Origin of the sequence: Saccharothrix sp. NPDC042600, from assembly GCF_040647305.1 — a bacterium.
Classification (GTDB): domain Bacteria; phylum Actinomycetota; class Actinomycetes; order Mycobacteriales; family Pseudonocardiaceae; genus Actinosynnema; species Actinosynnema mutabilis.
The window spans coordinates 41762-68249 of record NZ_JBEZBW010000040.1 but is presented as its reverse complement, the minus strand read 5'-3'; the positions used below and the strand labels follow the sequence as shown (position 1 = coordinate 68249).

The following is a 26488-nucleotide window of genomic DNA, read 5'->3' as shown; positions in this document are numbered from 1 at the left end:
GCCCGCGCCCCCGCGCCCGCCCGCGCCCGCCCGCGCCCGCCCGCCGGTGCCCGCTCGTTGCCCTCTGCTCGGCGCTGCCCGCCCCCCGGCCGCTGCCCTCCCGCTCACAGCGCGCGTCGGCCGAGCGTGGGCTGGGTGGGGTGCTCCGGTGTGTGGCCGGACTGTGGCCGAACCCACTGGACTGGATCACCGTGCCGCCCACCCCGTAGGGTCGGGCCAGTCACCTGATGGGGGAAGCCGGTCGAAATCCGGCGCTGACCCGCAACGGTAGGCCCGACCCAGGGCGAGCCCGATCACCCGCAGGTGGCCGTTGTGCTCCTTACTCCTGCCGTGGTCTGCGGGACGGATGCGCCGGTCCTCGGGCTGCGTTCCGCACGGCCACCTGTCCGGAAGGTCGAGGTGGCCATGACGTCCAAGCTCTGCTGGGCGCTCGGCTCCGCGTTGGCCCTGTCCATCGTCTGCGGTGTGGCGCTGGGGCCGGTCGGGGTGCCGTTCGACGACGTCGTGCGCCTGCTGCGGGCGGGCGTCACCGGGGGTACGGTCGGGGCGCGGGACGCCGGGTTCTACCGGATCGTCTGGGACATCCGCCTGCCCCGCGTCCTCCTCGCCGCCGTGGTCGGGGCCGGGCTCGCCGTGGTCGGCGTGGCGATCCAGGCCATGGTCCGCAACGCCCTCGCCGACCCGTACGTGCTCGGCATCTCCAGCGGCGCGAGCGTCGGGGCCACGGCGGTCGCGACGACGGGCCTGTTCGCGTCGCTCGGCGTCTACGCGCTCTCCACCGCCGCCTTCCTCTCGGCCCTCGCCGCCATGGCGCTGGTCTACCTCGCCGCCCGCAAGAACGGCCTCACCCCGCTCCGCCTCGTCCTCACCGGCACGGCCTGCGCCTACGGCTTCTCCGCCATCGCCATGCTCCTGGTCTTCCAGTCCCCGCGCGGCGAAGCGGCGCGCGCCGCGATGTTCTGGCTGCTGGGCAGCCTCGGCGGGGTTACCTGGACGTCCCTCCCGGTGGCCGCCGTGACCGTCGCCGCGGGCACCCTCTACCTCCAGACCCAGGCCAAGCGCCTCAACGCCATGTCGATGGGCGACGAGACCGCCACCACCCTCGGCGTGGACGTCGCCCGCCTGCGCAAAGCGCTCTTCGTCGTGACCGCCGCGATGACGGGCGTGCTGGTCGCCGTCAGCGGCGCGGTGGGGTTCGTCGGGCTCATGCTCCCGCACCTGGTCCGCCTCGCGGTCGGCGCGGACCACCGCAAGGTGCTCGCCGTCGCACCCCTGGCCGGCGCCTGCTTCCTGATCTGGGTGGACGTCGCCGCCCGCCTCCTCGCCGCCCCCGAGGAACTGCCGCTGGGCGTCATCACGGCCGCGCTCGGCGTGCCCTGCTTCGTCTTCCTCATGCGCGGTCGCGGTTACGTGTTCGGGGGTCGCTGATGGACGTCGTCATCGACCGGCTCGCCGTCGACCGCATCCTCCACGACGTCACGCTCACCGTCGGCACGGGCGAGGTGCACGGCATCGTCGGGCCCAACGGCAGCGGCAAGTCCACCACCCTGCGGTGCGTCTACCGCGCGCTCGAACCGACCACGGGCGTCGTCCGCCTCGGCGGCACCCCGCTGGACCGCATGCCGGTCAAGGAGTCCGCGAAGTCCCTCGCCGCCCTCACCCAGGACAGCCACGTCGAGTTCGACTTCACGGTCACCGAGGTGGTCGCGATGGGCCGCCTCCCGCACCAGACGGGGTTCGACCGGGAAACCGCGCGGGACCGCGACATCTGCGCCGAAGCACTGTCCCGGATGGACGCGGCCCACCTCGCGGACCGCAGCTTCCTCAGCCTGTCCGGCGGCGAGCGGCAACGCGTGCTGATCGCCCGCGCCCTCGCCCAACAGCCCCAAGTGCTCGTCCTGGACGAGCCCACCAACCACCTGGACATCAGCCACCAGCTCGCCGTGCTGCGCCTGGTGCGCTCCCTGGGCACCACGGTCCTGACCGTCCTGCACGACCTGAACCTCGCCGCCGCCTACTGCGACCGCCTCCACGTGCTCCACGAGGGACGCGTCCACACCAGCGGCACCCCTCGGGAAGTCCTGACGGGCGACGTCCTGCGCGAGGTCTTCCGGGTCCAGGCCCACGTCGTCCCGCACCCCACGAGCGGGGTGCCGCAACTGCTGTTCGAACACTCGGAGGTCGGTTCGTGAAGAGGCTCGTCGCGCTGGTCGCGCTGCTCGCCACGGGGTGCGGCGCCACGGTCGCCGCGCCGGAGGGCGGCGGCACGGCGGTCACGGTGGAGAACTGCGGCCAGAAGGTCACCTACGACCGCACCCCGGCGAAGGTCGTCACCAACGACACGGGCATCACCGAGCTGATGTTCGCGCTCGGCCTGACCGACCGCATGGCGGGCTACGTCGTCGGCGACAGCCAACAGGGCGACATCGCCAGTTCGCCCTGGAAGGACGACTACGCGAAGGTGCCCAAGCTGTCCGAGGAGATCAGCAAGGAGGTCGTCCAGGGCGCGGGCGCGGACCTGGTCTTCGCGGGCTGGAACTACGGGTTCTCCGAGAGCACCGGGTTCACCCCGGACGCCCTCAAGCAGCTCGGCATCGCCACCTACCAACTGACCGAGGCGTGCCGCAACGGCATCGGCAAGCAGCGCGGCATCATGCCGCCGCTGGAGGCGCTCTACACGGACCTGGAGAACCTCGGCGCCATCTTCAAGGTCGAGGACCGCGCGGACGCCCTCGTCGCCCAGTACCGCAAGCAGGTCGCGGACGCGGAGAAACTGGTGTCCGGCAAGCCCCGGCCGAAGGTCTTCCTGTACGACAGCGGCATGGACCAGCCTTTTACGGCCGGGAAGAACGCCGCGCCGCAGGACGTGATCGGGAAGTCCGGCGGGGACAACATCTTCGGCGACCTGGACGACAGCTGGACCACCGTCGGCTGGGAGGCCGTCGTCGCCCGTGCGCCCGAAGTCGTCCTGATCAACGACTACGCCGACGGCGACGCCACCACGCCCGAGCAGAAGCGGGCGTTCCTGGAGTCGTATGCACCGTTGAAGGAAACCCCGGCCATCAAGGACAAGCGGTTCTTCGTGCTGCCCTACGCGGCCCTCGTGGAGAGCCCGCGCAACCCGGCGGCCATCGAGGCGTTCGCCCGGTACCTGGCCGGCTGACGCCCAGAGTGTGGGAACACCCGTCCGTGGCTTGGTATGTCGCGGACGGGTGTGGCAGTATCGCCGACGTGGCTCTCCACGCCGTGATCATTATTTCCCAGCGCGCCGGGTAAGTGCTCCCACAGCACCCGGCGCGCCGACCTCTCGCATCCTGCGGGGGGTCTTTTTGTTTTCCAAGATCCTCATAGGAGACCCCGGTGACCACGCTCGGCGATTCCTTCCACGTCTACGACACGACTCTGCGGGACGGTGCCCAGCGTGAGGGCATCTCCTACTCCGTGACCGACAAGCTGGCCGTGGCGCGCCTGCTGGACTCGCTGGGCGTCGGGTTCATCGAGGGCGGCTGGCCGGGCGCGCTGCCCAAGGACACCGAGTTCTTCGCACGCGCCGCCGCGGGCGACCTGACGCTGAAACACGCCCAGCTCGTGGCGTTCGGCTCCACTCGCAAGGCGGGGCTCAAGGTCCACGAAGACGCCCAGGTCAGGGCGTTGCTGGACTCCCACGCCCCGGTCGTGACGCTGGTGGCCAAGTCGGACCGCCGGCACATCGAACGGGCGTTGCGCACCGACGTCGAGGAGAACTGCGCGATGGTGCGCGACACCGTCCGCTTCCTGGTGGACGAGGGCCGCCGCGTGTTCCTCGACGCCGAGCACTTCTTCGACGGCTTCGCGTTCGACCCGGACACCTCGCTGCGCGTGCTGGAGTCCGCTGTGGAGGGCGGCGCGGACGTCGTCGTCCTCTGCGACACCAACGGGGGACAGTTGCCGCTGGGCCTGTCCGAGACCGTCGCCGACGTCGTCGCCCGCACGGGCTTCCGCGTCGGCATCCACTGCCAGGACGACACGTCCTGCGCGGTGGCCAACACCGTCGCCGCGGTGCAGGCGGGGGCGACCCACGTCCAGTGCACCGCGAACGGCTACGGCGAGCGAGCGGGCAACGCCGACCTGTTCGCCGTCGTCGGGAACCTCGTGACCAAACTCGGCCTGCCCGTGCTACCGCGCGAATCGCTGGCCGAGCTCACCCGGGTCTCCCATGCCCTTGCCGAGATCGCGAACATCGCACCCGACACCCACCAGGCCTACGTCGGGTCGTCGGCCTTCGCCCACAAGGCAGGGCTGCACGCGAGCGCGATCAAGGTGGATCCGGAGCTCTACAACCACATCGATCCGGACACCGTCGGCAACGACATGCGGGTGCTGGTCACCGAGATGGCGGGCCGGGCCAGTCTCGAACTCAAGGGACGTGAGTTGGGGATCGACCTGGCCCGCCGGCCGGAGGCGCTCACGAACGTCGTGCGCACCGTGAAGGAGCTGGAGGCGGGCGGCTGGTCGTTCGAGGCCGCCGACGCCTCGCTGGAGCTGCTGCTCAAGCGCGAGCTGTCCGAACTGGACGAGCCGCCGTTCACCCTGGAGTCCTACCGGGTGGTGCTCGACCACCGGCAGGACGGGGCGATCGTGTCCGAGGCCACGGTCAAGGTGCACGTGGCGGGGGAGCGGGTCATCGCCACCGCCGAGGGCAACGGCCCGGTGCACGCGCTGGACGCGGCGCTGCGCAAGGCGCTGCTGCCCCACCTGTCCTGGTTGGACAGTGTGGAGCTGAACGACTACAAGGTGCGCATCCTCACCGATCAGCACGGCACCGACGCCGTCACCCGCGTGCTGGTCGAGTCCACCGACGGCGAGCGCGAGTGGACCACCGTGGGCGTGCACGGGAACATCGTCGAGGCCAGTTGGCTCGCCCTGTGCGACGCGCTGGTGCACAAGGCTTCGCGCGTCACCAGGTGAGCAGGGTCAGCCCCTCGGCGGCGAGGATCCGGTTGACCGGCTGGAAGTAGGTCGAGCAGCCCGACCCGCCGAGGACGTGCCCCTGGGCCTGGGTGCCGCTGGTCAGGGCCGCCCACTGGTCGCCGGGCTGGGCGCAGAGGTTCACGCGGGTCAGCCCGGAGATCGTGCCCTGCGGGAACGTGACCGTCGCGTTCTTGGCCGTGACGGTGCCGCAGCGGCGGCCGGTGGTCGGGCTGACCATGCACACCGTGCCGCCGACCGGGGCCTCGGCGCTGCCGGTGACGGTGGTGCCGGCGGCGCGGGGGAGCTGGTCCCACACCGTCGGGTCGAGCACCTTCACGATCGAGTATGTGGGGCGGGCGGACACGACCGGTCCGATCGTCCCGCCGCCGGGGCCCTTGACGGTCGCGCCGGCACCCGCGCAGGACGGGTGCAGCACCAGGTAGCCGTCGGCGTTGAAGCCGTTGACGCACCGGGACCCGGTGCTGGAGGTGAGGGGCGTGCCCGCTTCGAGCGGGATCGCCGCTGTCGTGGTCGGCACTGTGGTGGTCGGCACTGTGGAGGTCGCCGCTGTCGCGGTCGGCGTGGTCGCGCTCACGAGGGTGAGGGCGAGGAGCAGGGTTCGCATGCCTTCGACGCTAGGGACGACGGGTGGCCGCACAAGCCGCCGGTTAGGGTGATCGGCGTGCGCATTGCCCGTATCGCCCAGCCGGATGGCCTCGCTTTCGCCGCGATCGAAGGCGAAGGCGACGACCTGACCGCCGTCGAGATCGCCGACGAGCCGTTCGCCAACCCCACGTTCACCGGGCGGAAGTGGCCGCTGGCCGACGTCCGCCTGCTCGCGCCGTTCCTGCCGCCCAAGATCGTGTGCGTCGGGCGCAACTACGCCGAGCACGCGGCCGAGCTCGGCAACGAGGTGCCGGAGAACCCGCTGATCTTCCTCAAGCCCAACACCGCGGTGATCGGGCCGAACGCGGAGATCAAGCTGCCCGCCGTGTCCGAGCGGGTGGACTTCGAGGGTGAGCTGGCGGTCGTGGTCGGCGTCGGCGGGCGCGACATCCCGGCGGCGCGGGCGCGCCAGTCGGTGCTGGGGTACACGATCGCCAACGACGTCACCGCGCGCGACCTGCAGAAGACCGACGGCCAGTGGACGCGGGCCAAGGGCTTCGACACGTTCTGCCCGCTGGGGCCGTGGGTGGAGACCGAGTTCGACCCGACCGACGTGGCGATCCGGACGACGGTGGACGGCGAGCTGAAGCAGGACTCGCGCACCTCGCTGCTCGTGCACGACATCCCGACGCTGATCGAGTACATCTCGTCGGTGATGACCCTGCGCCCGCTGGACGTGATCCTGACCGGGACGCCGGCCGGCGTGGGCCCGATCACGGCCGGCCAGTCGGTGTCGGTGACGGTCGAGGGCCTGGGCACGCTGACCAACCCGGTCGCCAACCGCTGACGTCCCGCGCTCGGTGCGGCTCCTCCGTGCTGCGGAGCCGCACCGAGCGCGGCCTCGGCCCCCGGTTCTCGGGGTGCGGCCTCCGGCCTCTGGCCCCCGGTTTCCGGCGCGCGGCCACTGGCCCCGGTTTCCGGCGCGCGGCCACTGGGCCCCCGGATTCGCCGGGCGCGGCCACTGGCCCCCGGATTCGCCGGGCGCGGCCTCCGGCCCCCGGTTCGATTGTCCCACCGGGGTACGACAGTCAGCCCCGGGTGATGCGGCGCGGTGTCCGGCGGGCGAAGTGCGGGGCGTGTTCGGGGAGCAGGCCGATCGCCACCAGGTACGCCGGAACCGCTTGCAGCGCCGGGAAGCGTTGCAGCAGCGCGACCAGGCGCGGCATCTCCGCCGTCCCGCTCGTCTCGCCGTCGAGGGTGGGGCGCAGGAACGAGTCCTGGATCCGGCGTTGGAACGCCTGGGTCACCGCGGTCGGGAACCAGCGCCTCCGCTGCACGCGCGCCAGCACCGCGGGGGTGAGTTCGCCCCGCCGGGCGGGCGCGGCCAGCACCCGGGCCGCCGCCACGGCGTCCTGCACGGCCAGGTTGATGCCGACGCCGCCGATGGGGGACATGGCGTGCGCCGCGTCACCGATGCACAGCACACCGTCGCCGTGCCACCGCGGCAGGCGATCGAGCTTCACGTCCAACAGCTTCACGTCGTCCAGGGACTCGATCGTCGTCAACCGGTCGGCGATCCACGGGGCCAGGTTCGCCACGCGCCGCCGGAACGCCTCGACGCCCTCCGCCCGGAGCTGCCGGTCCGTGCCCTTCCGGATCAGGAAGGCGCACTGGTAGTAGTCGCCGCGCGGGATCATCGCCAGGCCCACGCCCCGGGAGAACCGGCCCAGGCCGTTGCTCGGCTCGTCGGCGTGCCGGGGCACGCGGAACCACCACACGTCCATGGGCGCGCCGAACTCCCGCACCGCCAACCCCGCCTCCCGCCGCACCGACGAGCCGCGACCGTCGGCGGCGACGACCAGGTCCGCGCCGAGCGTGCGGTCCCCGTCCGGGGTGCGGTAGCGGACGCCGGTGACCCGGGCGCCGGACTTCACCAGACCGACGACCTCCGCGTCCATCAGCAACGTGAAGGACTCTTCGCGCTTGGCCGCGTCGGCGAGCAGGTCGAGGAAGTCCCACTGCGGCACCATCGCGATGTGCTTGTGCGGGCCGGGCAAGCGGGACAGGTCGGCCATCGTGGCGACCCCGGCGTCGGTGACGACCTGCACCTTCTCCATGAGTTGGTGCGGCACGTCCGCGAACGACGGGCCCAGGCCCAGCTCGTCCAACAAGGTCAACGTGGACGCGTGCACCGTGTCCCCGCGGAAGTCGCGCAGGAAGTCGCCGTGCTTCTCCAGCACCGTCACCCCGACGCCCGCGCGCGCCAGCAGCAGCCCCAGCACCATGCCCGCCGGCCCTCCGCCGACGACCGCGACCGTGGTCCTCTCCATCGTCCCCACCTCGTTTTCAACACCGGTTGAATAACTTGAGGATGCTCCTGTCGGGGCCGCCGGTCAAGGCGGATACGCTGATCGGGTCATGAGCGAATCCGCAGTCACCCCAGAGGTCCGTGTCCGCTTCTGCCCGTCGCCGACCGGCACGCCGCACGTGGGCCTGATCCGCACCGCCCTGTTCAACTGGGCGTACGCGCGGCACACCGGCGGCAAGATGGTGTTCCGGATCGAGGACACCGACGCGGCACGGGACTCCCAGGAGTCGTACGAGCAGCTGCTCGAAGCCATGGCCTGGCTCGGCCTGGACTGGGACGAGGGCCCCGAGGTCGGCGGCCCGCACGCGCCCTACCGGCAGAGCGAGCGCCGCGCCGTCTACGCGGACATCGCGCAGAAGCTGCTCGCCGCGGGTGAGCTGTACGAGTCGTTCTCCACGCCGGAGGAGGTCGAGGCGCGCCGCAAGGCCGCGGGCCAGGACCCCAAGCTCGGTTACGACAACCACGACCGCTCGCTCACCGACGAGCAGAAGGCCGCCTTCCGCGCCGAGGGCCGCGAGCCCGTGTTGCGGCTGCGCCTGGCCGACGAGGACTACACGTGGGACGACCTGATCCGCGGGGAGATCACGTTCAAGGCCGGCGCGACGCCCGACCCGGTCGTCGTGCGCGCCAACGGTGACCCGCTCTACACGTTCACCAACCCGGTCGACGACGCGTTGATGCGCATCACGCACGTGCTGCGCGGAGAAGACCTCCTGCCGTCCACTCCGCGCCAGCTCGGCCTTTATGCGGCTTTGCAGCGAATCGGCGTGACCGATTTCACCCCGCGGTTCGGGCACATGCCCTACGTGATGGGCGAGGGCAACAAGAAGCTGTCCAAGCGCGACCCGCAGTCGAACCTTTTCAACTACCGCGACCGCGGATTCCTGCCCGAGGGTCTGCTGAACTACCTCGCGCTGCTCGGCTGGTCGATCGCGGACGACCGCGACATCTTCTCCGTCGAGGAGATGATCGCCGCGTTCTCGTTGGAGAAGATCAGCGCGAACCCCGCGCGGTTCGACCTGAAGAAGGCGGAGGCGATCAACGCCACGCACCTGCGCGCGTTGGCCGCGGAGGACTTCGTGAACCGCGTGCTGCCGTACCTGGCGGCCGACGGCGTGCTGGTGGACCCGTCCGAGGAGCAGTTGGCGACGCTGCGCGGCGTCGCGCCGCTGGTGCAGGAGCGCCTGGTGGTGCTGTCCGAGGCCGCCGGCATGGTCCGCTTCCTGTTCACCGACGAGGACAGCTTCCGGCCGGAGGAGGAGTCCGCGGCCAAGGCGCTCGGCGCGGACGCGCGCCCGGTGCTGGAGGCGAGCATCAGCGCGCTGGAAGCGTTGGGGCACTGGACGACCGCCGCGATCGAGGACGCGCTGAAGGTGTCCCTTGTGGACGGACTGGGCCTCAAGCCGCGCAAGGCGTTCGCCCCGGTGCGGGTTGCCGTGACGGGCCGTACCGTCTCGCCTCCGCTGTACGAATCGATGGAGTTGCTCGGTCGGGATCGCTCGATCGGGCGATTGCGCCGCGCGTTGGGGTCAATCTGACTGGTGCTATCGGGCGGTTCAGCGGTGCTTGACCGTGCAAGAATCGCCAGATATCACCTCTCTGGTCGAGTCGGACGGGGGCTGCGCGCACCTAGCCTCACTGGGTGACAACCGCAGCCCCGACTTTCACCCCCCGGAGAACCGGCGAGATCCGCGCGGTGAGCCTCGATGTGGACGACACGCTCGTCGACTACAGCACCTCGTCCCGCGCCGCGCTGGCCGCGATGGTCGGCAACGCCGACAACTGGACGCTGTGGCAGCGCATCACCGACGAGCACTGTTCCCGGCTGCTCGCGGGCGAACTCGAATACGAGTCCATGCGCAACATCCGCACCCGCGCCTTCTTCGCCGCGCTGGGTGAGGAGCTCAGCCTCGCCGAGGCCACCCGCCGCGAGCTGCAGCGCCAGGAGGTCCTGGCGTCGGGCTGGCGGCTGTTCCCCGACGTCGTGCCGTGCCTGGAATGGCTGCGCGCCGCCGGTCTGCCGCTCGCCGCGGTGAGCAACGCCTCGGGCCGCCACCAGCGCGTGAAGATCGCCACGCTCGGCCTGGCCCAGTATTTCGACACGGTCCTGATCGCGGGCGAAGTCGGCGCCGCGAAACCGGACCGCGTGATCTTCGACACCGCCTGCAATGACCTGGGCGTCGCATTGGGCGACACGGTCCACGTCGGCGACCGCCTGCACGCCGACGCGATAGGCGCGCGGGACGCCGGCATGCACGGCGTCTGGCTGAACCGCCAGGGCCCGCGCGAAGGCGCCCTGCCCACCGGCGTGCGCGCCATCAGCAGCCTCGCTGAGCTGCCCGAACTCCTCGTGTGCGAGCTGTCGGCCGCCTCGGCGTGACCCCCGATTTCCGTTCCGCCGGGGGCTTGGTCTAGTATTCTCCCCGGCGGAACGGACAGCCCCCCGAGCAAGGCGAACGGGGAAGTTGATCGGAAAGCCAATGGGGTATGGTGTAATTGGCAGCACGACTGATTCTGGTTCAGTTAGTCTAGGTTCGAGTCCTGGTACCCCAGCTGCAAGCGGTAGGAAAAAGATGTGCTAAGCTACCGCAGGCGAGCAGGACAGCAAGACCCGCCGGAAAAACTGAATGACCCGATCTGGTAGGATGTGGATCGGAAACCTAGGGCCCCGTCGTCTAGCGGCCTAGGACGCCGCCCTCTCAAGGCGGTAGCGAGGGTTCGAATCCCTTCGGGGCTACAAACAAGATCCCCCGGTGCGCGAGCACCGGGGGATCTTGCTTTTCGCACTCATTCCCAACCCACCGCCGCACCACCCGACGGCGGCACCGTCGGGGACACCGGCGCGCCACCGACGGCCACACTGTTGGTGGTACCGGCGCGCCACCGATGGCGGCACCGCCGCACATGGCCCTCACCACATTTCCCGTGCCGCCTGTGCCGCCCGCCCGAGTTGCCCGCCCTGCCCCCGAGGCCCCTCGTCCGCGCCGCGCCTGCCCACCCGCCCGTCAAGCTCTCTCGCGCACGACAAAGCCCCGGGCACCCCCGCCACGACACAACGGGGAGCCCGGGGCTTCCGAACGCCTACAGGCGCGACTGGAGGGCCTCCGCGGCAGCCAGCAGGTCGGCCGCCCACCGCGCGCCCGGCCGTCGTCCCATCCGGTCGATGGGCCCCGACACCGACACCGCCGCCACGACCGACCCCGTGCTGTCGCGCACCGGCGCGGAGACGCTCGCCACGCCCGGTTCCCGCTCCGCCACGGACTGCGCCCAACCGCGCCGCCGGACCTCCAGCAACGTGCGTTCCCCGTACACCGCGTCGGCCAACACCGAACGCTGCGTGCCCGGGTCGGCCCACGCCGCCAGCACCTTCGCGCCCGAACCGGCCGTCATCGGCAGCCGAGCTCCCACCGGGACGGTGTCGCGCAGGCCACTCGGTGGCTCCGCCGACGACACGCAGATCCGCTGCATCCCGTCCCGCCGGTAGAGCTGCACGCTCTCGCCGGTGATGTCGCGCAACCTCGGCAGCACCGAGGACGCCGCGTCGAGCAAGGGGTCCGTCGCCCCGCCCGCCAATTCCGCCAATGCCGCGCCCGGACGCCAGCGGCCGTCGGAACCCCGTCGCAGCAACCGGTGCACTTCGAGCCCCACGGCCAACCGGTGCGCGGTTGCCCGAGGCAAGCCCGTCCGGTTGCACAGCTCGGCGAGCCCACACGGATCCTTTGCGACGGCGTTCAAGACGGCCACTGCCTTGTCCAGCACGCCGATCCCGCTATGCTGTCCCACAAGCCGATACTAACTTCCCACTGTCTGGGAAGTCCAGATCTATCGACTGTCCAGATCCTGGGAGAAGCGATGAGCCGCACGCTCGCGGAGAAGGTGTGGGAAGCACACGTGGTGCGCCACGGCAGTGGCGCGGAGCCGGACCTGCTCTACATCGACCTCCACCTGCTGCACGAAGTCACCAGCCCGCAGGCGTTCGACGGGCTGCGCCTGGCGGGCCGCCAGGTCCGCCGGCCCGACCTGACGATCGCCACCGAGGACCACAACGTCCCCACGGTCGACATCGAGCTGCCGATCGCCGACCCGGTGTCGCGCACCCAGGTCGAGACGCTGCGCAAGAACTGCGCCGAGTTCGGCGTGCGGCTGCACCCGATGGGCGACGCGGAGCAGGGCATCGTCCACGTGGTCGGTCCGCAGCTCGGCCTCACGCAGCCCGGCATGACCGTCGTGTGCGGTGACAGCCACACCTCCACGCACGGCGCGTTCGGCGCGCTGGCGTTCGGCATCGGCACGTCCGAGGTCGAGCACGTCATGGCCACCCAGACGCTGCCGCTCAAACCGTTCAAAACCATGGCGATCACCGTCGAGGGCGCCCTCAAGCCCGGCGTGACCGCCAAGGACGTCATCCTCGCGGTCATCGCGAAGATCGGCACCGGCGGCGGCCAGGGCTACGTCCTGGAGTACCGGGGCAGCGCGATCGAGGCGCTGTCCATGGAAGCCCGCATGACCGTCTGCAACATGTCGATCGAAGCCGGCGCCCGCGCCGGGATGATCGCCCCCGACCAGACGACGTTCGACTACCTCAAGGGCCGCCCGCACGCCCCGTCCGGCGCGGACTGGGACGCCGCGGTGGAGTACTGGAAGTCGCTGCGCACCGACGACGACGCGACCTTCGACGCCGAGGTCCACCTGAACGCCGACGAGCTGACGCCGTTCGTCACGTGGGGCACCAACCCGGGCCAGGGCCTGCCGCTGGGCGACAAGGTGCCCGACCCGGAGACCATCGTCGACGAGAACGAGCGCGTGGCCGCCGAGAAGGCGCTGACGTACATGGGCCTGGAGCCGGGCACGCCGCTGCGCGACATCCACGTCGACACCGTCTTCCTCGGCTCGTGCACGAACGGCCGCATCGAGGACCTCCGCGCCGCCGCGGACGTGCTGAAGGGCCACAAGGTGGCCGACGGCGTCCGGATGCTCGTGGTCCCCGGGTCCATGCGGGTGCGCGCACAGGCCGAAGCCGAGGGACTGCACGAAGTGTTCCTCGCGGCGGGCGCCGAGTGGCGGCAGGCCGGGTGCTCGATGTGCCTGGGCATGAACCCCGATCAGCTCAAGCCGGGCGAGCGCAGCGCGTCCACCTCCAACCGCAACTTCGAGGGCCGGCAGGGCAAGGGTGGCCGCACCCACCTGGTTTCGCCACTCGTGGCCGCCGCCACGGCCGTGCGCGGCACCCTGTCCTCGCCCGCCGACCTGGTCTGAGGAGCCCAAGCGACATGGAAGCGTTCACCACCCACACCGGCGTCGGCGTCCCCCTGCGCAGGTCCAACGTGGACACCGACCAGATCATCCCGGCCGTCTACCTCAAGCGCGTGACCCGCACCGGGTTCGAGGACGGCCTGTTCGCCGCCTGGCGCGGGGACGAGCAGTTCGTGCTCAACCAGGAGCCGTACCGGGCCGGCAGCGTGCTCGTCGCGGGCCCCGACTTCGGCACCGGCTCGTCCCGGGAGCACGCCGTCTGGGCGTTGATGGACTACGGCTTCCGGGTGGTCGTCTCCTCCCGGTTCGCCGACATCTTCCGGGGCAACGCCGGCAAGCAGGGCCTCGTGGCCGCCCAGTGCGAGCAGTCCGATGTCGAATTGCTGTGGAAGCTGCTGGAGAACGACCCGGGCACCGAGGTGACCGTGGACCTGGCCGCGAAGACGGTTGTGGCGAAGGACTTCACCGCCCCCTTCACCATCGACGAGTACACCCGCTGGCGGCTGCTGGAGGGTTTGGACGACATCGCCCTGACCCTGCGGCACGCCGATGACATCACCACGTTCGAGCGGAACCGGGCGGGTTGGTTGCCCACCACCGTTCCGGCGCCCGCCAGGTGACTTTCCCGGACCGGATTCCCCCTTCTATCAGCGGGAATCCGGTCCGGGCCACCCGCCGGACAGCCCCTGGGGCCATCCCTCGACCGGTCGTAATTGCCCACGCCACAACGAAAAATCTGGCGTGGCGATTGGTATTTCCTTGCATTTGGGCTTACCGTGGCCTTCAGTCGGCCCGACTAGGGCCGTGAGCGTCCTGGGAGGGACTGAAGGTGAACAAGGCCCAGCTCATCGAGGCGCTCGCCGAGCGCCTTGGCGACAAGAAGAACGCCGCCGCTGCCGTCGACGGTCTGGTCGACGTCATCGTCCGCAGCGTCCACAAGGGCGAGAAGGTCAACATCACCGGCTTCGGTGTCTTCGAGAAGCGTGCCCGTGCGGCCCGCACCGCTCGCAACCCGCGCACCGGTGAGACCGTGAAGGTCAAGAAGACCAACGTTCCCGCGTTCCGCGCGGGTTCGACGTTCAAGGACGTCATCAGCGGCACGAAGAAGCTGCCGAAGGTCACCGCGGCGAAGCCCGCCGCGTCGGCCGCGGCCAAGCCCGCCGCCTCGACCAAGGCTCCGGCCACCCGCAGCACCACCGCGCGCACGACCACCACGCGCGCCACGCGCAGCACCACCGCGCGTACCGCTGCGGCGGCCACGAAGGCCCCGGCCACGCGGAAGACCACCGCGGCGACCACCAAGGCCACCGCCGCCAAGGCCCCGGCTGCCAAGAGCACCGCGACCAAGGCGTCCACGGCCAAGGCCTCGACGGCCAAGGCGACCACGGCGAAGTCCACGACCGCGGCGAAGAAGCCGGCCGCCACCAAGGCGGCGGCGGCGAAGTCCACCACGACGGCGGCCGCCAAGAAGCCGGCCGCCCGGAAGACCGCGGCCAAGAAGTGAGAACCGGCCGGGCGCGCGCCCGGCCGGCGAAGTGAGCAGGGCCCGATGCGGACGCGTATCGGGCCCTGAGCTCTGTCTGATGGCGCGACAATCCGACGCGGCCCTCGCGGGGAACGAACTGCCACCACTCTTTTGGCGCAGTGCCGGGGACGGGCGTGGAAAGGGCTGTGCGGGCCGCCGAAGCGCCGGAGCGGCCGGTCGGGTGGCAGTGGGCCGGCCGGTTCCGACCGGGCCGCAGAAAGGCCCTCAGGCACGAAACAGGCCGCCCCCGGGACCGGGAACGGCCTGTTTTCCGCGAAAGGGCGGCTCCGGCGCTAAGGCACGGGGGCCGCCAACGAGGTCGGCAGGTAGTGCGCCGAGACCAGCTTGGGCCAGGTGCCGGTCGTGTCCGATGTGGACCAGCCCGGCTCCGGCCGCCGGAACGACAGGACCCACGCGCTGCCCTTCTTGCAGGGCACCTCCGCCCCCTGCGGCAGCCCGGACAGGGACGCCAGGGTGGCCACCACGTCCGGGATGACCCCGCCCTGGCTGCACACCACCGGCACGCCCGGCCCGTCGGCGATCTCCAGCAGCCGCACGAGCGCGGCCTCCCGGTCGGGCCAGTAGCCCTCCTCGGACAGCCTCGGCTCCAGCAGCACGTCCAGCCCGAGGTCGTCCGCGACGCCCTGCACGGTCTCCACGCACCGCACGCGCGGCGCGGAGTGCACCCGCGACGGCCCCCACAGCGGCAGCAGCGCGCGCAGCCCGGCGGCCTGCCGCCACCCGGCGGAGCTGAGCGGGCGCAGGTCGTCGTCGCCCACCCAGTTGTCCCGCTTGCCCGCCTTGGCGTGGCGCACCAGCAGCAGCGTCGCCAGGTCCGGCGGGCACGCGGCGAACACGTCGAGCACCTCGCGGTCGCCGTCGCGGGTCACCAGCGCCGCCGCCTCCTCGACGGGCAGCCAGCGCAGCTCGTCCACCTCCTCGTTGGGCGTGAACGCGCCCGAGACGGCCCGCGCGCTGAAGAAGTCGACCTCCTTCGGCCTGCCGAACGCCGTGTAGGACAGGGTGTGCAGGTACCGCCCGAGGACCGCGGTGAACCCGGTCTCCTCCAGCACCTCGCGCACCGCCGCCGCGGGCACGGTCTCGCCCGGGTCCACCTTCCCCTTGGGCAGCGACCAGTCGTCGTAGCGGGGCCGGTGCACGACGGCGACGAAGCCGTCGCGCCACAGGACGGCGCCGGCAGCTCGGATCACGCGCCTCACCCCACCGCGCGGTGCGCGCGCAGCAACTCGGTCTGGTGGTCCCGCACGCGCCCGCCGTCGGTCGGGGACGCCTCCCACTCGCCGTCGGGTTGCAGCACCCAGCAGCGGGTGCTGGGCTCCAGCGCCGAGTCCAGCATGTCGTCGAGCTGGGCGGTCAGCTTCGGGTCGGTCACCCGCACCTGCACCTCCACCCGCCGGTCGAGGTTGCGGTGCATCATGTCCGCGCTGCCGATCCAGTGCTCGCCGCAGCCGACGAAGTGGAACACCCGCGAGTGCTCCAGGAACCGGCCCAGGATCGAGCGCACGTGGATGTTCTCCGACAGGCCCTTGATGCCCGGCTTGAGCGCGCACACGCCCCGCACGACCACCTGCACGGGCACGCCCGCCTGGGACGCCCGGTACAGCGCGTCGATGACCTGCTCGTCCACCAGCGAGTTCACCTTGATGCGCACCCCGGCCCGCTCGCCCGCGCGGGCCAGCTCGACCTCGCGCTCGATGCGCTCCACGATGCCGCGCCGCACGCCCTTGGGCGAGACCAGCAGGCTGCGGTAGTGCTCCTGCCGGGCGTAGCCGGTGAGGACGTTGAACAGGTCGGTGAGGTCAGCGCCGATGGTCGGCTCGGCGGTCAGCAGGCCGATGTCCTCGTAGAGGCGGGCGGTCTTGGGGTTGTAGTTGCCGGTGCCGATGTGGCAGTACCGCTGGATCCGCGAACCCTCCTGCCGGACCACCAGCGAGGTCTTGCAGTGCGTCTTGAGGCCCATGAGGCCGTAGACGACGTGCACGCCCGCCTTCTCCAGCGCCCGCGCCCACTTGATGTTCGCCTGCTCGTCGAACCGCGCCTTGATCTCCACCAGCGCCACGACCTGCTTGCCCGCCTCGGCCGCGTCGATCAGCGCGTCCACTATCGGGGAGTCGCCCGACGTGCGGTACAGCGTCTGCTTGATGGCCAGCACGCGCGGGTCGGCGGCGGCCTGCTCGATGAACCGCTGCACGGACGTGGAGAACGAGTCGTACGGGTGGTGCACGAGCACGTCGCCCTCGCGCAGGGTGGCGAAGATGCTCTTGGGCGTCTCCCGCTCACCGAACGCCGGGTGCGTGGCGGGCACGAACGGCGCGTCCTTGAGCTGCTTGCGGTCCACGCTGTAGAGCTGCCACAGGCACGACAGGTCCAGCAGGCCGGGCACCTGGACGACGTCGTGCGGGTCCACCTCCAGCTCGCGCAGCAGCCGCTCCAGCATGTGCTCGGTCATGTCCCCGGCGATCTCCAGCCGCACCGGCGGCCCGAACCGGCGGCGCACCAGCTCCCGCTCCAGGGACTTCAGCAGGTCCTCGTCCTGGTCCTCCTCGACCTCCAGGTCGGCGTTGCGGGTGACCCGGAAGGCGTGGCACTCGATGACCTCCATGCCCGCGAACAGCTCGCCCAGGTGGGCGGAGATGAGCTCTTCCAGCGGCAGGAACGTGGCCGTCTCGCTGGTGCGGTCGGCCTCCACCCGGACCAGGCGCGGCACGTTGTCCGGCACCTTGATGCGCGCGAACCGCTCCGCGCCGCCTTCGGGGTCGCGCACGGTCACGGCCAGGTTCAGCGACAGGCCGGAGATGTAGGGGAACGGGTGCGCGGCGTCCACGGCGAGCGGCGTGAGCACCGGGAACACCTGGTCGGTGAAGTAGTTCGACAGCCGCAGCTTCTCGAAGTCGGTCAGCTGCGCCCAGTTGACGATGCTGATGCCGTGCTTCTCCAGCTCGGGCTGGACGTGGTCGAGGAACGCGCGGGCGTGCTGCTCCACCAGTTCCTGGGTGCGCTTGGACACCGCGGCCAGCTGCTCGCGCGGCGTGAGCCCGTCCGCGCTGCGCACCGACAGGCCCGTCTCGTCGCGGCGCTTGAGACCCGCGACCCGCACCATCCAGAACTCGTCGAGGTTGGACGCGAAGATGGCGAGGAACTTCGCCCGCTCCAGCAGCGGCTGGGAGGAGTCCTCGGCCAGGGCGAGCACGCGGGCGTTGAAGTCCAGCCAGGACAGCTCCCGGTTGAAGTACCGGTCGTCGGGCAGGTCCGGCGCCTCGGCGTTGGCGGTGACGGCCGGGAGCGAGCCGGGGAAGGGGCGCTGCGGCGTCTCGGCCTGGGGCGCGCCCCGCGTGGTGCGACGGACTGCCGGTCGGGGGCGGCGGCGGGGCGCGCTCGCGGCCGGCTGGGTCCGCGGTGTCCTCGTGCGTCGCTTGGGCTGCTCGGGTGTGTTGTCCGTGCTCACAGTAGGCATTGTTCCCCACGTCGAGCCGCTCCGCGCTGATCGGAGCCGACGCCCGGGTGAACTCCGCGTCACACCGGACGGCGCAGGGCGCGGACCGCGCCGGCCTCGCCGCGCTCGACGGTCACCCGCTGACCGGGCCGCAGCGCCCGCCACCCGCCCTCGGCGACGGCCGCCGCCGGGACGTCCACGAGCACGCCGTCGTCGCGCAGCACGGTCGCCGACCCGTCCGCGTGGTGCGCGCTCACCGTCGCCTGCTCGACCACGGCGGCAACGCTAGCCGATCGGAGGTGGTGGCGCGCTCCGCCCACCTGCCACGCTCCGCGATGACCCCATTACCGAAAGGAGTGGCGGGCATGAGGGTTTTGGCAGGGGCCGTCGTCGCCCTGATGATCGGCTTCGCCGCGCAGGGCACCGCCTCGGCGGCGCCCATCGTGTTCACCGACGAGGGCGGGGAGCCGCTCCCGGCGGCGGCCAAGAACGTCGAGCTGCGCGCGACGATCCCGGAGACCGAGGGCGCGATCTCCATCAACTTCGTGCAGTACCGGCACCGGGACGTGATGTTCGTCAGCGGCACGTGGGGGCTCAAGACCTACGACGTCACCGACACCGACCACCCGAAGTTCCTCGACCACCTCACCAAGCAGGAGTTGGCCCTGCCCGGTGACGACCCGGCCCAGCGCTTCTGGGAGAACGAGGACGTCACCGTCGACGCCAAGCGCAAGCTGGTCTTCCTGGCCCGCGAGCGCAGCGCGTTCGGCCGCAAGCCGGGCAACGAGCGGCCCACGGGCGTCTACCTCATCTCGGCGGCCGACCCGGCGAACCTCGAACTGCTGAACTTCGCCCCGATGGGCACCGGCCACATCACCACGTGCGTCAACGACTGCCAGTACCTGTGGACGACCGGGTACGACGGCACCCCGTCCACCGACCCCGACACCTACCGCAGGTCCGGCAAGGTCTTCGTGACCGACATCCGCGACCCGCGCAACCCGAGGACCCTGCCGACGTTCGTGGACCTCAACCGCAACCAGGGCGAGACCCACATGACCCACGACGTCCAGGTGGACGCCGCGGGCGTGGCGTGGGTGGCGGGCACCGGCGGCACGCGGGGCTACTGGACGCGGGGATGGCACCGCGACCCGTTGACCGGCAAGTGGCGCGAGGCGACGGCCGTGGACCCGATCCCGTACGCGGGCGGCGCGGCCCCGAAGCTGGACATGCCGACGTCGTTCTCGCACAACTCGTTCCGCCCGATCGGCCGGACGCTGGCGGACGGCCCCAAGCCGACCCGCGAGCACCCGGCGGGCAGCCTGTTGCTGCACACGGAAGAAGCCTTCGAGTCGGCCACGTGCAAGGACCAGGGCCGGTTCGTCATCTCGTCGCTGGCGGGTTCGACCGGCGGCGAGTCGTGGCGGGCGAGCCCGGACAAGCCGTTCACGCTCAAGACGGTCGGCGTGTGGAGCCCGGACGACCAGGAGGGCACGTTGCCCGGCCCGGACGTCTTCTGCTCGGCGCACTACTTCGACGTGCAGAAGCGGGTCGTCGCCTACTCCTGGTACGAGCAGGGGACGCGGTTCCTGGACATCACCGACCCGACGAAGCCCATCCAGATCGCCTACTGGCGGCCGGAAGGCGCGGTCTCCTGGGCCCCGTACTTCCACCGCGACCGGGTGTTCCTGGCCGACTTCGCGCGCGGCGTGGAGGTCTTGAAGCTCGCCAAGGCGGCCTACGACGCCCAGGAGACCCACACCAACGTCCAGCTGAAGACCACACCCAACCCGGAGTCCGTCCGACCGGCCGAACCACCGCGCAAACGCCTGCCGCTGGCCCCGGACCCGGACTACGGCTACGGCTGCCCGATGCTCTTCGGCCGTGGCTGCGGCGACGGGTCGGCCTGCTGCTGACCGCACGCGGGACCGCGGCGACGGCTCTGCCCGCCGTCAGCCGCACACGGGGCTGAGGGTCGCGCACGTGCGCGGCCCCAGCCCCAACTCCGTCGCCAGGTCCAGGTCTTCCGCGGTGTCCACGTCGTTGCGCAACGACGGCCACGGCCCGATCAACGTCTGCGCGTCCCGCGCGTGCGCCTCGGCCGACCCGACCCCGAAGCGCGGCATGAGATCGCCGCCCGGCGCGGACAGCAACAGGGTGGTCCCGGTGCCCTGGCGGTCCGGGCAGAACGCGCGACCCTCCGCCGACGCGAGGGCCAGCTCCAGCTCGTCGGTCCGCAACGCCGGCAGGTCGGCCTGGAGCGCGCCCACGACCGATCGCCGATCCCGCGCCCGCAACACCGCCGCCCCGTGCCGCAACGCCTCGTTCAAGCCCTCCGGCCCGGCCACGGACTCCACCCCGAGGGCCGCCAGCTCGACCGCCACCGACGGGTCGTCTGTGATGGCAAGCACACTCCGGACGACCGGCAGCGCGGCGGAGATGGTGTCCAACGCGAACGCCAGCGCCAGCGCCGGGCGGTCGTCGGTCACCCCCACCAACCGGGTCTTCGCACGTCGCAGGGCCTTCACCGGCACCACGAGGTCCACGTCGGCACGCACACCAGCCATACTCCCCGATATCCGACGCCGACGAGGCGGGAGTGCGACTGGACCCGGGACCGACCCGCCGGGAAGACTCCAGGCGTCCGGCGGGTGACGAGAGGGAGTACAGGTGGCCAAGGAGAAAGGCGGCTTCTGGGTGGGGTTCGCCGCGGCGGTCTTCTACCCGGTGACCGCGCTGCTCGCGCGGCGGCGCAATGAGGGCGGCGAGCACATCCCCAAGACCGGCGGCGCGCTCCTGGTGATGAACCACGTGTCCCACCTCGACCCGGTCTACGACGCCGTCTTCACGCACAAGCACGGCCGGGTGCCGCACTTCCTGGCCAAGCACAGCCTGTGGAACGTCCCGTTCGTCGGCACCGTCGTCAAGGGCGCGAAGCAGATCCCCGTCTATCGGGGCACCTCCGACGCCCAGCAAAGCCTCCGCGCCGCCCACGACGCCCTGGAGCAGGGCCTGGTCGTGGTCATCTACCCCGAGGGCACGATCACCAAGGACCCCGACGGCTGGCCGATGACGTGCCGCACCGGCGTCGCCCGGCTCGCGCTGGAGCACGACGTCCCCGTGCTGCCCGCCGCCCGTTGGGGCACCCGCGAGATCTACGACCACTACCGCAAGCAGTTCCGGCCGTTCCCGCGCAAGACGATCGTGACCAAGGTCGGCGCGCCGGTGGACCTGTCGGCCTACCGGGGCAAGCCGGAGACCCTGCCGCTGCTGCGCGAGGTCACCGACGTGATCATGGGCGAGGTCAAGGACCTGCTGGCGGACGTGCGCCAGGAGACCGCGCCCGACGGCTTCTACTCCGCGAAGAAGAGCTGACCGTGGAACGCGTCGCGGTGATGGGTGCGGGGTCGTGGGGCACGACCTTCGCGAAGGTGCTCGCCGACGCGGGCACGGACGTCGTCCTGTGGGCCCGCCGGGCGGAGGTGGCCGACGAGATCACCCGGTCCCGGGTGAACACCGACTACCTGCCCGGCACGAAGCTGCCGGCGAACCTGGTGGCCACGCACGACCCGGAGAAGGCGCTCGACGGCGCGCAGGCGGTCGTGCTGGGCGTGCCGAGCCAGACCCTGCGAACCAACCTCGCCGAGTGGCGGCCGCTGCTGCCCGCCGGCGCGACCCTGGTCAGCCTGGCCAAGGGCGTCGAGCTGGGCACGCTCAAGCGGATGAGCGAGGTCGTGCGCGAGGTCGCCGACGTGCCCGAGGACCAGGTGGCCGTGGTGTCCGGGCCGAACCTGGCCAAGGAGATCGCGGCCGAGCAGCCGACCGCCACGGTCATCGCGTGCATCGACCACGACCGGGCGGTGGACCTCCAGCACGCGTGCTCGACCCCCTACTTCCGGCCGTACACCAACGTGGACGTGGTCGGCTGCGAGCTGGGCGGTGCGTGCAAGAACGTCATCGCGCTGGCGTGCGGCATGGCGGCCGGCCTCGGGTTCGGCGACAACACGATGGCGTCGATCATCACCCGCGGCCTGGCGGAGACCGCGCGGCTGGGCGCGGCGCTGGGCGCGGACCCGTTGACCTTCGCCGGGCTGGCCGGGCTGGGCGACCTGGTGGCGACCTGCGCGTCCCCGTTGTCGCGCAACCGGTCGTTCGGGGAGCGGCTGGGGCGCGGCGACACCGTGGCGCAGGCGCAGGAGGCCGCGCACGGGCAGGTCGCCGAGGGCGTGAAGTCGTGCTCGTCGATCCGCGAACTGGCGGCGCGGCTGGGCGTGGACATGCCGATCACCGACGGCGTGCACCGCGTGTGCCACGAAGGCTTGGACCCGCGGCTGCTCACGGCCGCGTTGCTGGAGCGCGAGCGGAAGGCGGAGCGGCAGTGAACTGGGGCGACGGCACGCGGGTGGTCCACTCGGTCCCGCCGGCGCCCGGGGAGCCGTTCGGCGCCAACCCGGTGTTCGCCTCCGCCTACCACCTGGGCGGCGAGGACACCTACGGCCGGCCGCACAACGCGACCTGGCGGGCGTTGGAGGCGGCGCTCGGGTCGTTGGACGGCGGCGAGGCGGTGCTGTTCCCGTCCGGGATGGCGGCGATCTCGACCCTGCTGCGGGTCGTCCTCGCGCCCGGCGACACGGTGGTCGTGCCGAGCGACGGGTACTACCTGACCCGGACGCTGGTCGCGGAGATGCCGGTGGAGGTGGTGGAAGCGCCGACCGCCGGGCCGTACCCGTCGTTCGAGGGCGTGCGGCTGGTGCTGCTGGAGTCGCCGTCCAACCCGGGCCTGGACGTGTGCGACATCACGGCGCTGGCGCGTGCCGCGCATGACGCCGGCGCGTTGGTCGCGGTGGACAACACGACCGCGACGCCGTTGGGGCAGCGGCCGTTGGAGCTGGGCGCGGACATCGTGGTGAGCAGCGACACGAAGGCCGTGGCCGGGCACAGCGACGTCCTGCTCGGGCACGTGTCCACGGCGGACCCGGAGCTGGCCGAGAAGGTCCGCACCGCGCGGACGGTCGGCGGCGCGATCCCCGGCCCGTTCGAGACCTGGTTGGCGCACCGGGGACTGGGGACGCTCGACCTGAGGCTGACCCGGCAGGCCGAGAACGCGGCGGCGCTGTACGAGGTGCTCAAGTCGCACGGGGCGGTGCGGAACCTGCGGTGGCCCGGTGCGCCCGAGGACCCGGCGCACGCGGTGGCCCGGCAGCAGATGCGGCGGTTCGGCGGGGTGTTGACGTTCGAGCTGGCTTCGGCGGAGGCGGTGGCCGGGTTCCTGGAGCGGTCGGCGTTGGTGGCCGCCTCGACCAGCTTCGGCGGGTTGCACACGACGTGCGACCGGCGGGCGCAGTGGGGCGACCCGGTGCCCGAGGGGTTGGTGCGGCTGTCCGCCGGGTGCGAGGACACGGCCGACCTCGTGGCGGATGTGCTGGCGGCGCTTGACCCCGCTGGCTGAGGTTGATCACTCGGCCGGCTGAAAACCGGTCCCACGGCGTGGGAGGGCTTGCCCGGGAGGGGCGGTGCTGTCACCCTCTTTGGCATGTCCTTCCGCGCCATGAGCCACGGGCGGGGTCACATCGACCTCAGCCTGGTCGCCAGCGCGCTCTGTTCCTGTCGGTGATCGATTCGCGTCCTGTGGGCTTCCGGCTCACGCTTCCGCACATCACCGAAGAAGAAGGAACCATGTTCGCCGTTCCGGAGAACACCATCGCCCTGCCCCAGTCGCACGCGGCCCTGCACCCGGTGCGGATCGCGCTCGACGTGGCGGCGCGGCGGGAGCGCTGGGCCCACCTGCTGCGCTACGACCCCGACACCCGCTTCGCCGCGCTGGTCGAGAAGACCGAGCGGCAGGAGGTGTGGCTGATGAGCTGGCTGCCCGGCCAGTCCGCCGACCTGCACGACCACGGCGCGACCAGCGGGGCGTTCACGGTGGTCAGCGGCGCGTTGACGGAGGTCGTCGCGCCGGGTCCGACCCAGGTGCTGCACCACCTGGTGGCCGGCCAGTCGCGGGTGTTCGGCCCGAACTACGTCCACCAGGTGCGCAACGACGGGGCGGACCCGGCCGTGACGATCCACGTCTACCGCGACGGTGAGCGCACGATGCGCCCGTTCGGCTTCGACCCGGTCGCGGGGCCGGTGCCGCTCTAGACGCGGGTACCGCTCTAGGCGTGGTTCCGCTCTAGGCGTGGTGCGGCTCTAGGCGTACGGGGTGCCGGCGCGGCTCGCGACGTGCGGCGGCACGTCCCACTCGCCGACCAGCGTCGGGTCCGGCTCGGGCTTGCCCCACGCGGAGTGCAGCGGCAGGACGCCGGCCCACTTCTCGCCGGCCAGGACGTCCTCGTCCTCGTCGCCGGGCGGGCCGGAGCGGATCTTCACCGACGCCTCGGTGAGGTCCAGCGCCAGGACGGAGGTCGCGGCGAGTTCCTTCGCCGTGGGGCGGCGGGCGTAGTCCCACGAGCCGGGCGCGATGTGCTCGGTGAGCACGCGCAGGGCGTGGGTCTTCTCCTCGGGGTCGGTGATCGGGACGGCGGTGCCGTGCACGACGGCGGCGCGGTAGTTCATGGAGTGGTCGAACACCGAACGCGCGTAGACCACGCCGTCCAGCACGGTGACCGTGACGCACACCGGAACGCCGGTCGCCGCCTCGCGCAGGCTGCGCGCGCCGGTGGAGCCGTGCAGGAAGATCCGGTCGCCGTCGCGGCCGAAGCCGGTCGGCAGCACCAGCGGCGCGCCGTCGACGACCACGCCGAGGTGGCACACGAGGGCCGCGTCCAGGACGGCGTGCAGGGCGGCCCGCTCGGTGACCGCGCGGTGCTTGCCGCGCCTGATCGTGCTGCGATCGGTGGGGGAGAGCGGGGTCGGCGTCGTCATGCGCCCACCCTCGCCGGTAAAGTGGCACCTAACAAGGGCCAATTTCGCGGCGATCGAGGAGGCCACTTTGGTCGAAACGGCACTGCCCGTGACGCTGGACCGCGCCTCCGCCGAGCCGCTGGCCGTGCAACTGGCCGACGCCCTGCGCGCGGCGGCGGCCGACGGGCGGCTGCGCCTGGGCGACCGGCTGCCGTCCACCCGGGCGCTGGCCGAGCGGCTGGGCGTGAGCCGGACCGTGACGGCTGCAGCATACGAGCAGCTGCACGCCGAGGGCTGGATCGCCGGGCGGCACGGCTCCGGGACGTACGTCACGACCACCCCGCCGGGTGCCCTGAAGGCCAAGCCGCGCAAGGCGACGGTGTCCGCGGCGCCCGCCGACGTGGTGGACCTCGCGCCCGGCGCCCCGTGGGCCGAGGGCCTGGACCGGGCGGCGTGGCGGCGCGCGTGGCGGGCGGCGGCGGACGCCCTGCCGCTGTTCCGGCCCCAGCGCGCCGGGCTGCCCGAGTACCGGGCCGTCGTCGCCGAACACCTGCTGCGGCACCGGGGACTGGCCGTGCGCGGCGGGTTGAGCGACGAGCAGGTCCTGGCCACCGGCGGGACCACGGCGGCTCTGGTGGAGCTGTCGGCGGCGGTGTTCAAGCCCGGTGACGCGGTGGCCGTGGAGGAACCCGGGTACCAGCGGGCGGTGTGGGCGTTGCGGTCGGCGGGGGTGAAGGTCGTGCAGGCCCCCGTGGACGAAGAGGGCCTGCTGGTCGAGGGCGTGCCGGCGGGCGTGCGGGGCGTGTACTGCTCGCCGGCCCACCAGTACCCGATGGGCGGCCGGATGTCGGCGGCGCGGCGGGTCGCGCTGGTCGAGCGGGCGCGGGCGGAGAAGTGGCTCGTGGTCGAGGACGACTACGACGGCGAGCTGCGCTTCGACGTGGCCCCGCTGCCGCTGCTGGCCGCGCTCGCGCCGGACGTGGTGGTGCACCTGGGGACGACGAGCAAGATCCTCACCCCGACGCTGGGCGCGGGGTGGATGGTCGCGCCGGAGCGGATCGCGGCCGACGTGCTGGCGCACCGGGACCGGACCGGGACGAGCCCGTCGGCGGCGGGGCAGCGGGTGCTGGTCGAGCTGGCGCGGCACGGCGACCTCGGGCGGCACCTGCGCAAGCTGCGCCGCGAGCTGGCGGAGCGGCGGGCGCTGGTGGCCTCGACGCTGGCGGCGGCGGGCGTGTCGGTGCTCGGCGACGACGCCGGGGCGCACGTGGTGGTCGTGCTGGAGGACGCGGCGGCCGAGCGGGAGCTGCTCGCCGAGGCCGAGGCGCGCGGGTTCCGGCTGGACGGCCTGGCGCGGCACCACGCCGGCCGGCCGAAGGTGTTCGGGGTGGCGATCGGGTACGGCGCGTGCTCCCGCGAGCAGCTCGACCGGGCGCTGCCGGTGTTGGTGGAGCTGCTGGGATCGCGCGTTACGCCATCCGGGTAGGGT

24 protein-coding genes, 2 tRNA genes and 1 riboswitch are annotated in these 26488 nt (G+C 71.9%); of the genes, 18 read left to right on the top strand and 8 right to left on the bottom strand.

Annotated elements, in window-relative coordinates; genetic code table 11:
- Positions 1-186: 186 nt before the first annotated feature.
- Positions 187-320, top strand: a riboswitch (cobalamin riboswitch).
- An 85-nt stretch (positions 321-405) separates the two neighbouring features.
- From AB0A74_RS23410 to cimA, 4 genes are all read left to right on the top strand, one after another.
- Entirely contained in the window at positions 406-1428 is a 1023-nt protein-coding gene (locus AB0A74_RS23410) for an iron ABC transporter permease (RefSeq protein ID WP_358252462.1), read from the top strand.
- A complete protein-coding gene (locus AB0A74_RS23405) occupies positions 1428-2192 on the top strand; it encodes a heme ABC transporter ATP-binding protein (protein WP_358252461.1) in 765 nt (254 codons plus the stop codon). The genes AB0A74_RS23410 and AB0A74_RS23405 overlap by 1 nt, the downstream gene beginning before the upstream one ends.
- On the top strand, positions 2189-3163 hold the full coding sequence (locus AB0A74_RS23400) for an ABC transporter substrate-binding protein (RefSeq protein ID WP_358252460.1): 975 nt from the start codon (positions 2189-2191) through the stop codon (positions 3161-3163). The genes AB0A74_RS23405 and AB0A74_RS23400 overlap by 4 nt, the downstream gene beginning before the upstream one ends.
- Before the next feature lie 197 nt (positions 3164-3360).
- Positions 3361-4947 carry a citramalate synthase gene (cimA, locus tag AB0A74_RS23395; RefSeq protein WP_358252459.1) on the top strand — a complete coding sequence of 529 codons (1587 nt, stop codon included), beginning with the start codon at positions 3361-3363 and terminating at the stop codon, positions 4945-4947.
- Here cimA and AB0A74_RS23390 read toward each other — a convergent pair.
- Positions 4937-5575 carry a S1 family peptidase gene (locus AB0A74_RS23390; RefSeq protein WP_358252457.1) on the bottom strand — a complete coding sequence of 213 codons (639 nt, stop codon included), beginning with the start codon at positions 5573-5575 and terminating at the stop codon, positions 4937-4939. The two genes, cimA and AB0A74_RS23390, sit on opposite strands and share 11 nt — an antisense overlap.
- Positions 5576-5632: 57 nt before the next feature.
- Between AB0A74_RS23390 and AB0A74_RS23385 the strand changes: the two genes are divergently transcribed.
- Positions 5633-6403 (top strand): fumarylacetoacetate hydrolase family protein, encoded by a 771-nt coding sequence (locus tag AB0A74_RS23385; protein WP_358252456.1) that lies wholly within the window; start codon positions 5633-5635, stop codon positions 6401-6403.
- 241 nt (positions 6404-6644) lie between these two features.
- Here the strand turns inward: AB0A74_RS23385 and AB0A74_RS23380 are convergent, their stop codons facing one another.
- Positions 6645-7886 (bottom strand): FAD-dependent oxidoreductase, encoded by a 1242-nt coding sequence (locus AB0A74_RS23380; RefSeq protein WP_358252454.1) that lies wholly within the window; start codon positions 7884-7886, stop codon positions 6645-6647.
- Positions 7887-7974: 88 nt separating this feature from the next.
- On the opposite strand from AB0A74_RS23380, the gene gltX reads away from it, so the two are divergent.
- From gltX to AB0A74_RS23360, 4 genes are all read left to right on the top strand, one after another.
- On the top strand, positions 7975-9462 hold the full coding sequence (gene gltX, locus AB0A74_RS23375; RefSeq protein WP_358252452.1) for a glutamate--tRNA ligase: 1488 nt from the start codon (positions 7975-7977) through the stop codon (positions 9460-9462).
- 158 nt (positions 9463-9620) lie between these two features.
- Complete coding sequence (locus AB0A74_RS23370; protein ID WP_358252464.1) at positions 9621-10304, top strand: HAD family hydrolase; 684 nt, start codon at positions 9621-9623, stop codon at positions 10302-10304.
- A 101-nt stretch (positions 10305-10405) separates the two neighbouring features.
- Positions 10406-10477: transfer RNA gene (locus AB0A74_RS23365), tRNA-Gln, on the top strand.
- Between the two features lie 111 nt (positions 10478-10588).
- A tRNA-Glu gene (locus AB0A74_RS23360) sits at positions 10589-10661 on the top strand.
- A 344-nt stretch (positions 10662-11005) separates the two neighbouring features.
- Here the strand turns inward: AB0A74_RS23360 and AB0A74_RS23355 are convergent.
- On the bottom strand, positions 11006-11707 hold the full coding sequence (locus AB0A74_RS23355; protein ID WP_170199751.1) for an IclR family transcriptional regulator: 702 nt from the start codon (positions 11705-11707) through the stop codon (positions 11006-11008).
- 69 nt (positions 11708-11776) lie between these two features.
- Between AB0A74_RS23355 and leuC the strand changes: the two genes are divergently transcribed.
- The 3 genes from leuC (at position 11777) to AB0A74_RS23340 (ending at position 14681) form a co-directional block, all read left to right on the top strand.
- The gene (gene leuC, locus AB0A74_RS23350) at positions 11777-13180 is read left to right on the top strand and encodes a 3-isopropylmalate dehydratase large subunit (RefSeq protein ID WP_358252450.1); all 1404 of its coding nucleotides are present in this window, start codon (positions 11777-11779) and stop codon (positions 13178-13180) included.
- Between the two features lie 14 nt (positions 13181-13194).
- Positions 13195-13797 carry a 3-isopropylmalate dehydratase small subunit gene (leuD, locus tag AB0A74_RS23345; RefSeq protein ID WP_358252448.1) on the top strand — a complete coding sequence of 201 codons (603 nt, stop codon included), beginning with the start codon at positions 13195-13197 and terminating at the stop codon, positions 13795-13797.
- A 209-nt stretch (positions 13798-14006) separates the two neighbouring features.
- Positions 14007-14681 (top strand): HU family DNA-binding protein, encoded by a 675-nt coding sequence (locus AB0A74_RS23340; protein WP_358252446.1) that lies wholly within the window; start codon positions 14007-14009, stop codon positions 14679-14681.
- A gap of 314 nt (positions 14682-14995) precedes the next feature.
- Here AB0A74_RS23340 and AB0A74_RS23335 read toward each other — a convergent pair whose 3' ends face one another.
- The 3 genes from AB0A74_RS23335 to AB0A74_RS23325 are packed head-to-tail and all read right to left on the bottom strand — an operon-like array spanning position 14996 to position 18431.
- Entirely contained in the window at positions 14996-15922 is a 927-nt protein-coding gene (locus AB0A74_RS23335; RefSeq protein WP_358252444.1) for an NUDIX hydrolase, read from the bottom strand.
- Positions 15919-18177, bottom strand: a complete 2259-nt coding sequence (locus tag AB0A74_RS23330) for an RNA degradosome polyphosphate kinase (RefSeq protein ID WP_358252443.1) — start codon at positions 18175-18177, stop codon at positions 15919-15921. Before AB0A74_RS23330 ends, AB0A74_RS23335 begins: the two co-directional genes overlap by 4 nt.
- 59 nt (positions 18178-18236) lie before the next feature.
- The gene (locus tag AB0A74_RS23325) at positions 18237-18431 is read right to left on the bottom strand and encodes a hypothetical protein (protein WP_358252441.1); all 195 of its coding nucleotides are present in this window, start codon (positions 18429-18431) and stop codon (positions 18237-18239) included.
- Positions 18432-18521: 90 nt separating this feature from the next.
- Between AB0A74_RS23325 and AB0A74_RS23320 the strand changes: the two genes are divergently transcribed.
- Positions 18522-20072, top strand: a complete 1551-nt coding sequence (locus AB0A74_RS23320) for a hypothetical protein (RefSeq protein WP_358252439.1) — start codon at positions 18522-18524, stop codon at positions 20070-20072.
- 36 nt (positions 20073-20108) lie between these two features.
- On the opposite strand, the gene cofC is transcribed toward AB0A74_RS23320, so the two are convergent.
- Positions 20109-20723, bottom strand: coding sequence for a 2-phospho-L-lactate guanylyltransferase (gene cofC, locus AB0A74_RS23315; RefSeq protein WP_358252437.1), 615 nt, complete (start codon positions 20721-20723; stop codon positions 20109-20111).
- A 103-nt stretch (positions 20724-20826) separates the two neighbouring features.
- On the opposite strand from cofC, the gene AB0A74_RS23310 reads away from it, so the two are divergent.
- The 4 genes from AB0A74_RS23310 (at position 20827) to AB0A74_RS23295 (ending at position 24297) form a co-directional block, all read left to right on the top strand.
- Complete coding sequence (locus AB0A74_RS23310; RefSeq protein WP_358252436.1) at positions 20827-21531, top strand: lysophospholipid acyltransferase family protein; 705 nt, start codon at positions 20827-20829, stop codon at positions 21529-21531.
- On the top strand, positions 21528-22538 hold the full coding sequence (locus tag AB0A74_RS23305) for an NAD(P)H-dependent glycerol-3-phosphate dehydrogenase (RefSeq protein ID WP_358252463.1): 1011 nt from the start codon (positions 21528-21530) through the stop codon (positions 22536-22538). Before AB0A74_RS23310 ends, AB0A74_RS23305 begins: the two co-directional genes overlap by 4 nt.
- Positions 22535-23605, top strand: coding sequence for a cystathionine gamma-lyase (locus AB0A74_RS23300; RefSeq protein WP_358252434.1), 1071 nt, complete (start codon positions 22535-22537; stop codon positions 23603-23605). The genes AB0A74_RS23305 and AB0A74_RS23300 overlap by 4 nt, the downstream gene beginning before the upstream one ends.
- Positions 23606-23832: 227 nt before the next feature.
- The gene (locus tag AB0A74_RS23295) at positions 23833-24297 is read left to right on the top strand and encodes a cysteine dioxygenase family protein (RefSeq protein ID WP_358252432.1); all 465 of its coding nucleotides are present in this window, start codon (positions 23833-23835) and stop codon (positions 24295-24297) included.
- Positions 24298-24345: 48 nt separating this feature from the next.
- Here the strand turns inward: AB0A74_RS23295 and AB0A74_RS23290 are convergent, their stop codons facing one another.
- On the bottom strand, positions 24346-25020 hold the full coding sequence (locus AB0A74_RS23290) for a pyridoxamine 5'-phosphate oxidase family protein (protein WP_358252430.1): 675 nt from the start codon (positions 25018-25020) through the stop codon (positions 24346-24348).
- Positions 25021-25087: 67 nt separating this feature from the next.
- Between AB0A74_RS23290 and AB0A74_RS23285 the strand changes: the two genes are divergently transcribed.
- Positions 25088-26485, top strand: coding sequence for a PLP-dependent aminotransferase family protein (locus AB0A74_RS23285; protein WP_358252428.1), 1398 nt, complete (start codon positions 25088-25090; stop codon positions 26483-26485).
- The last annotated feature ends 3 nt before the right edge of the window (positions 26486-26488 follow it).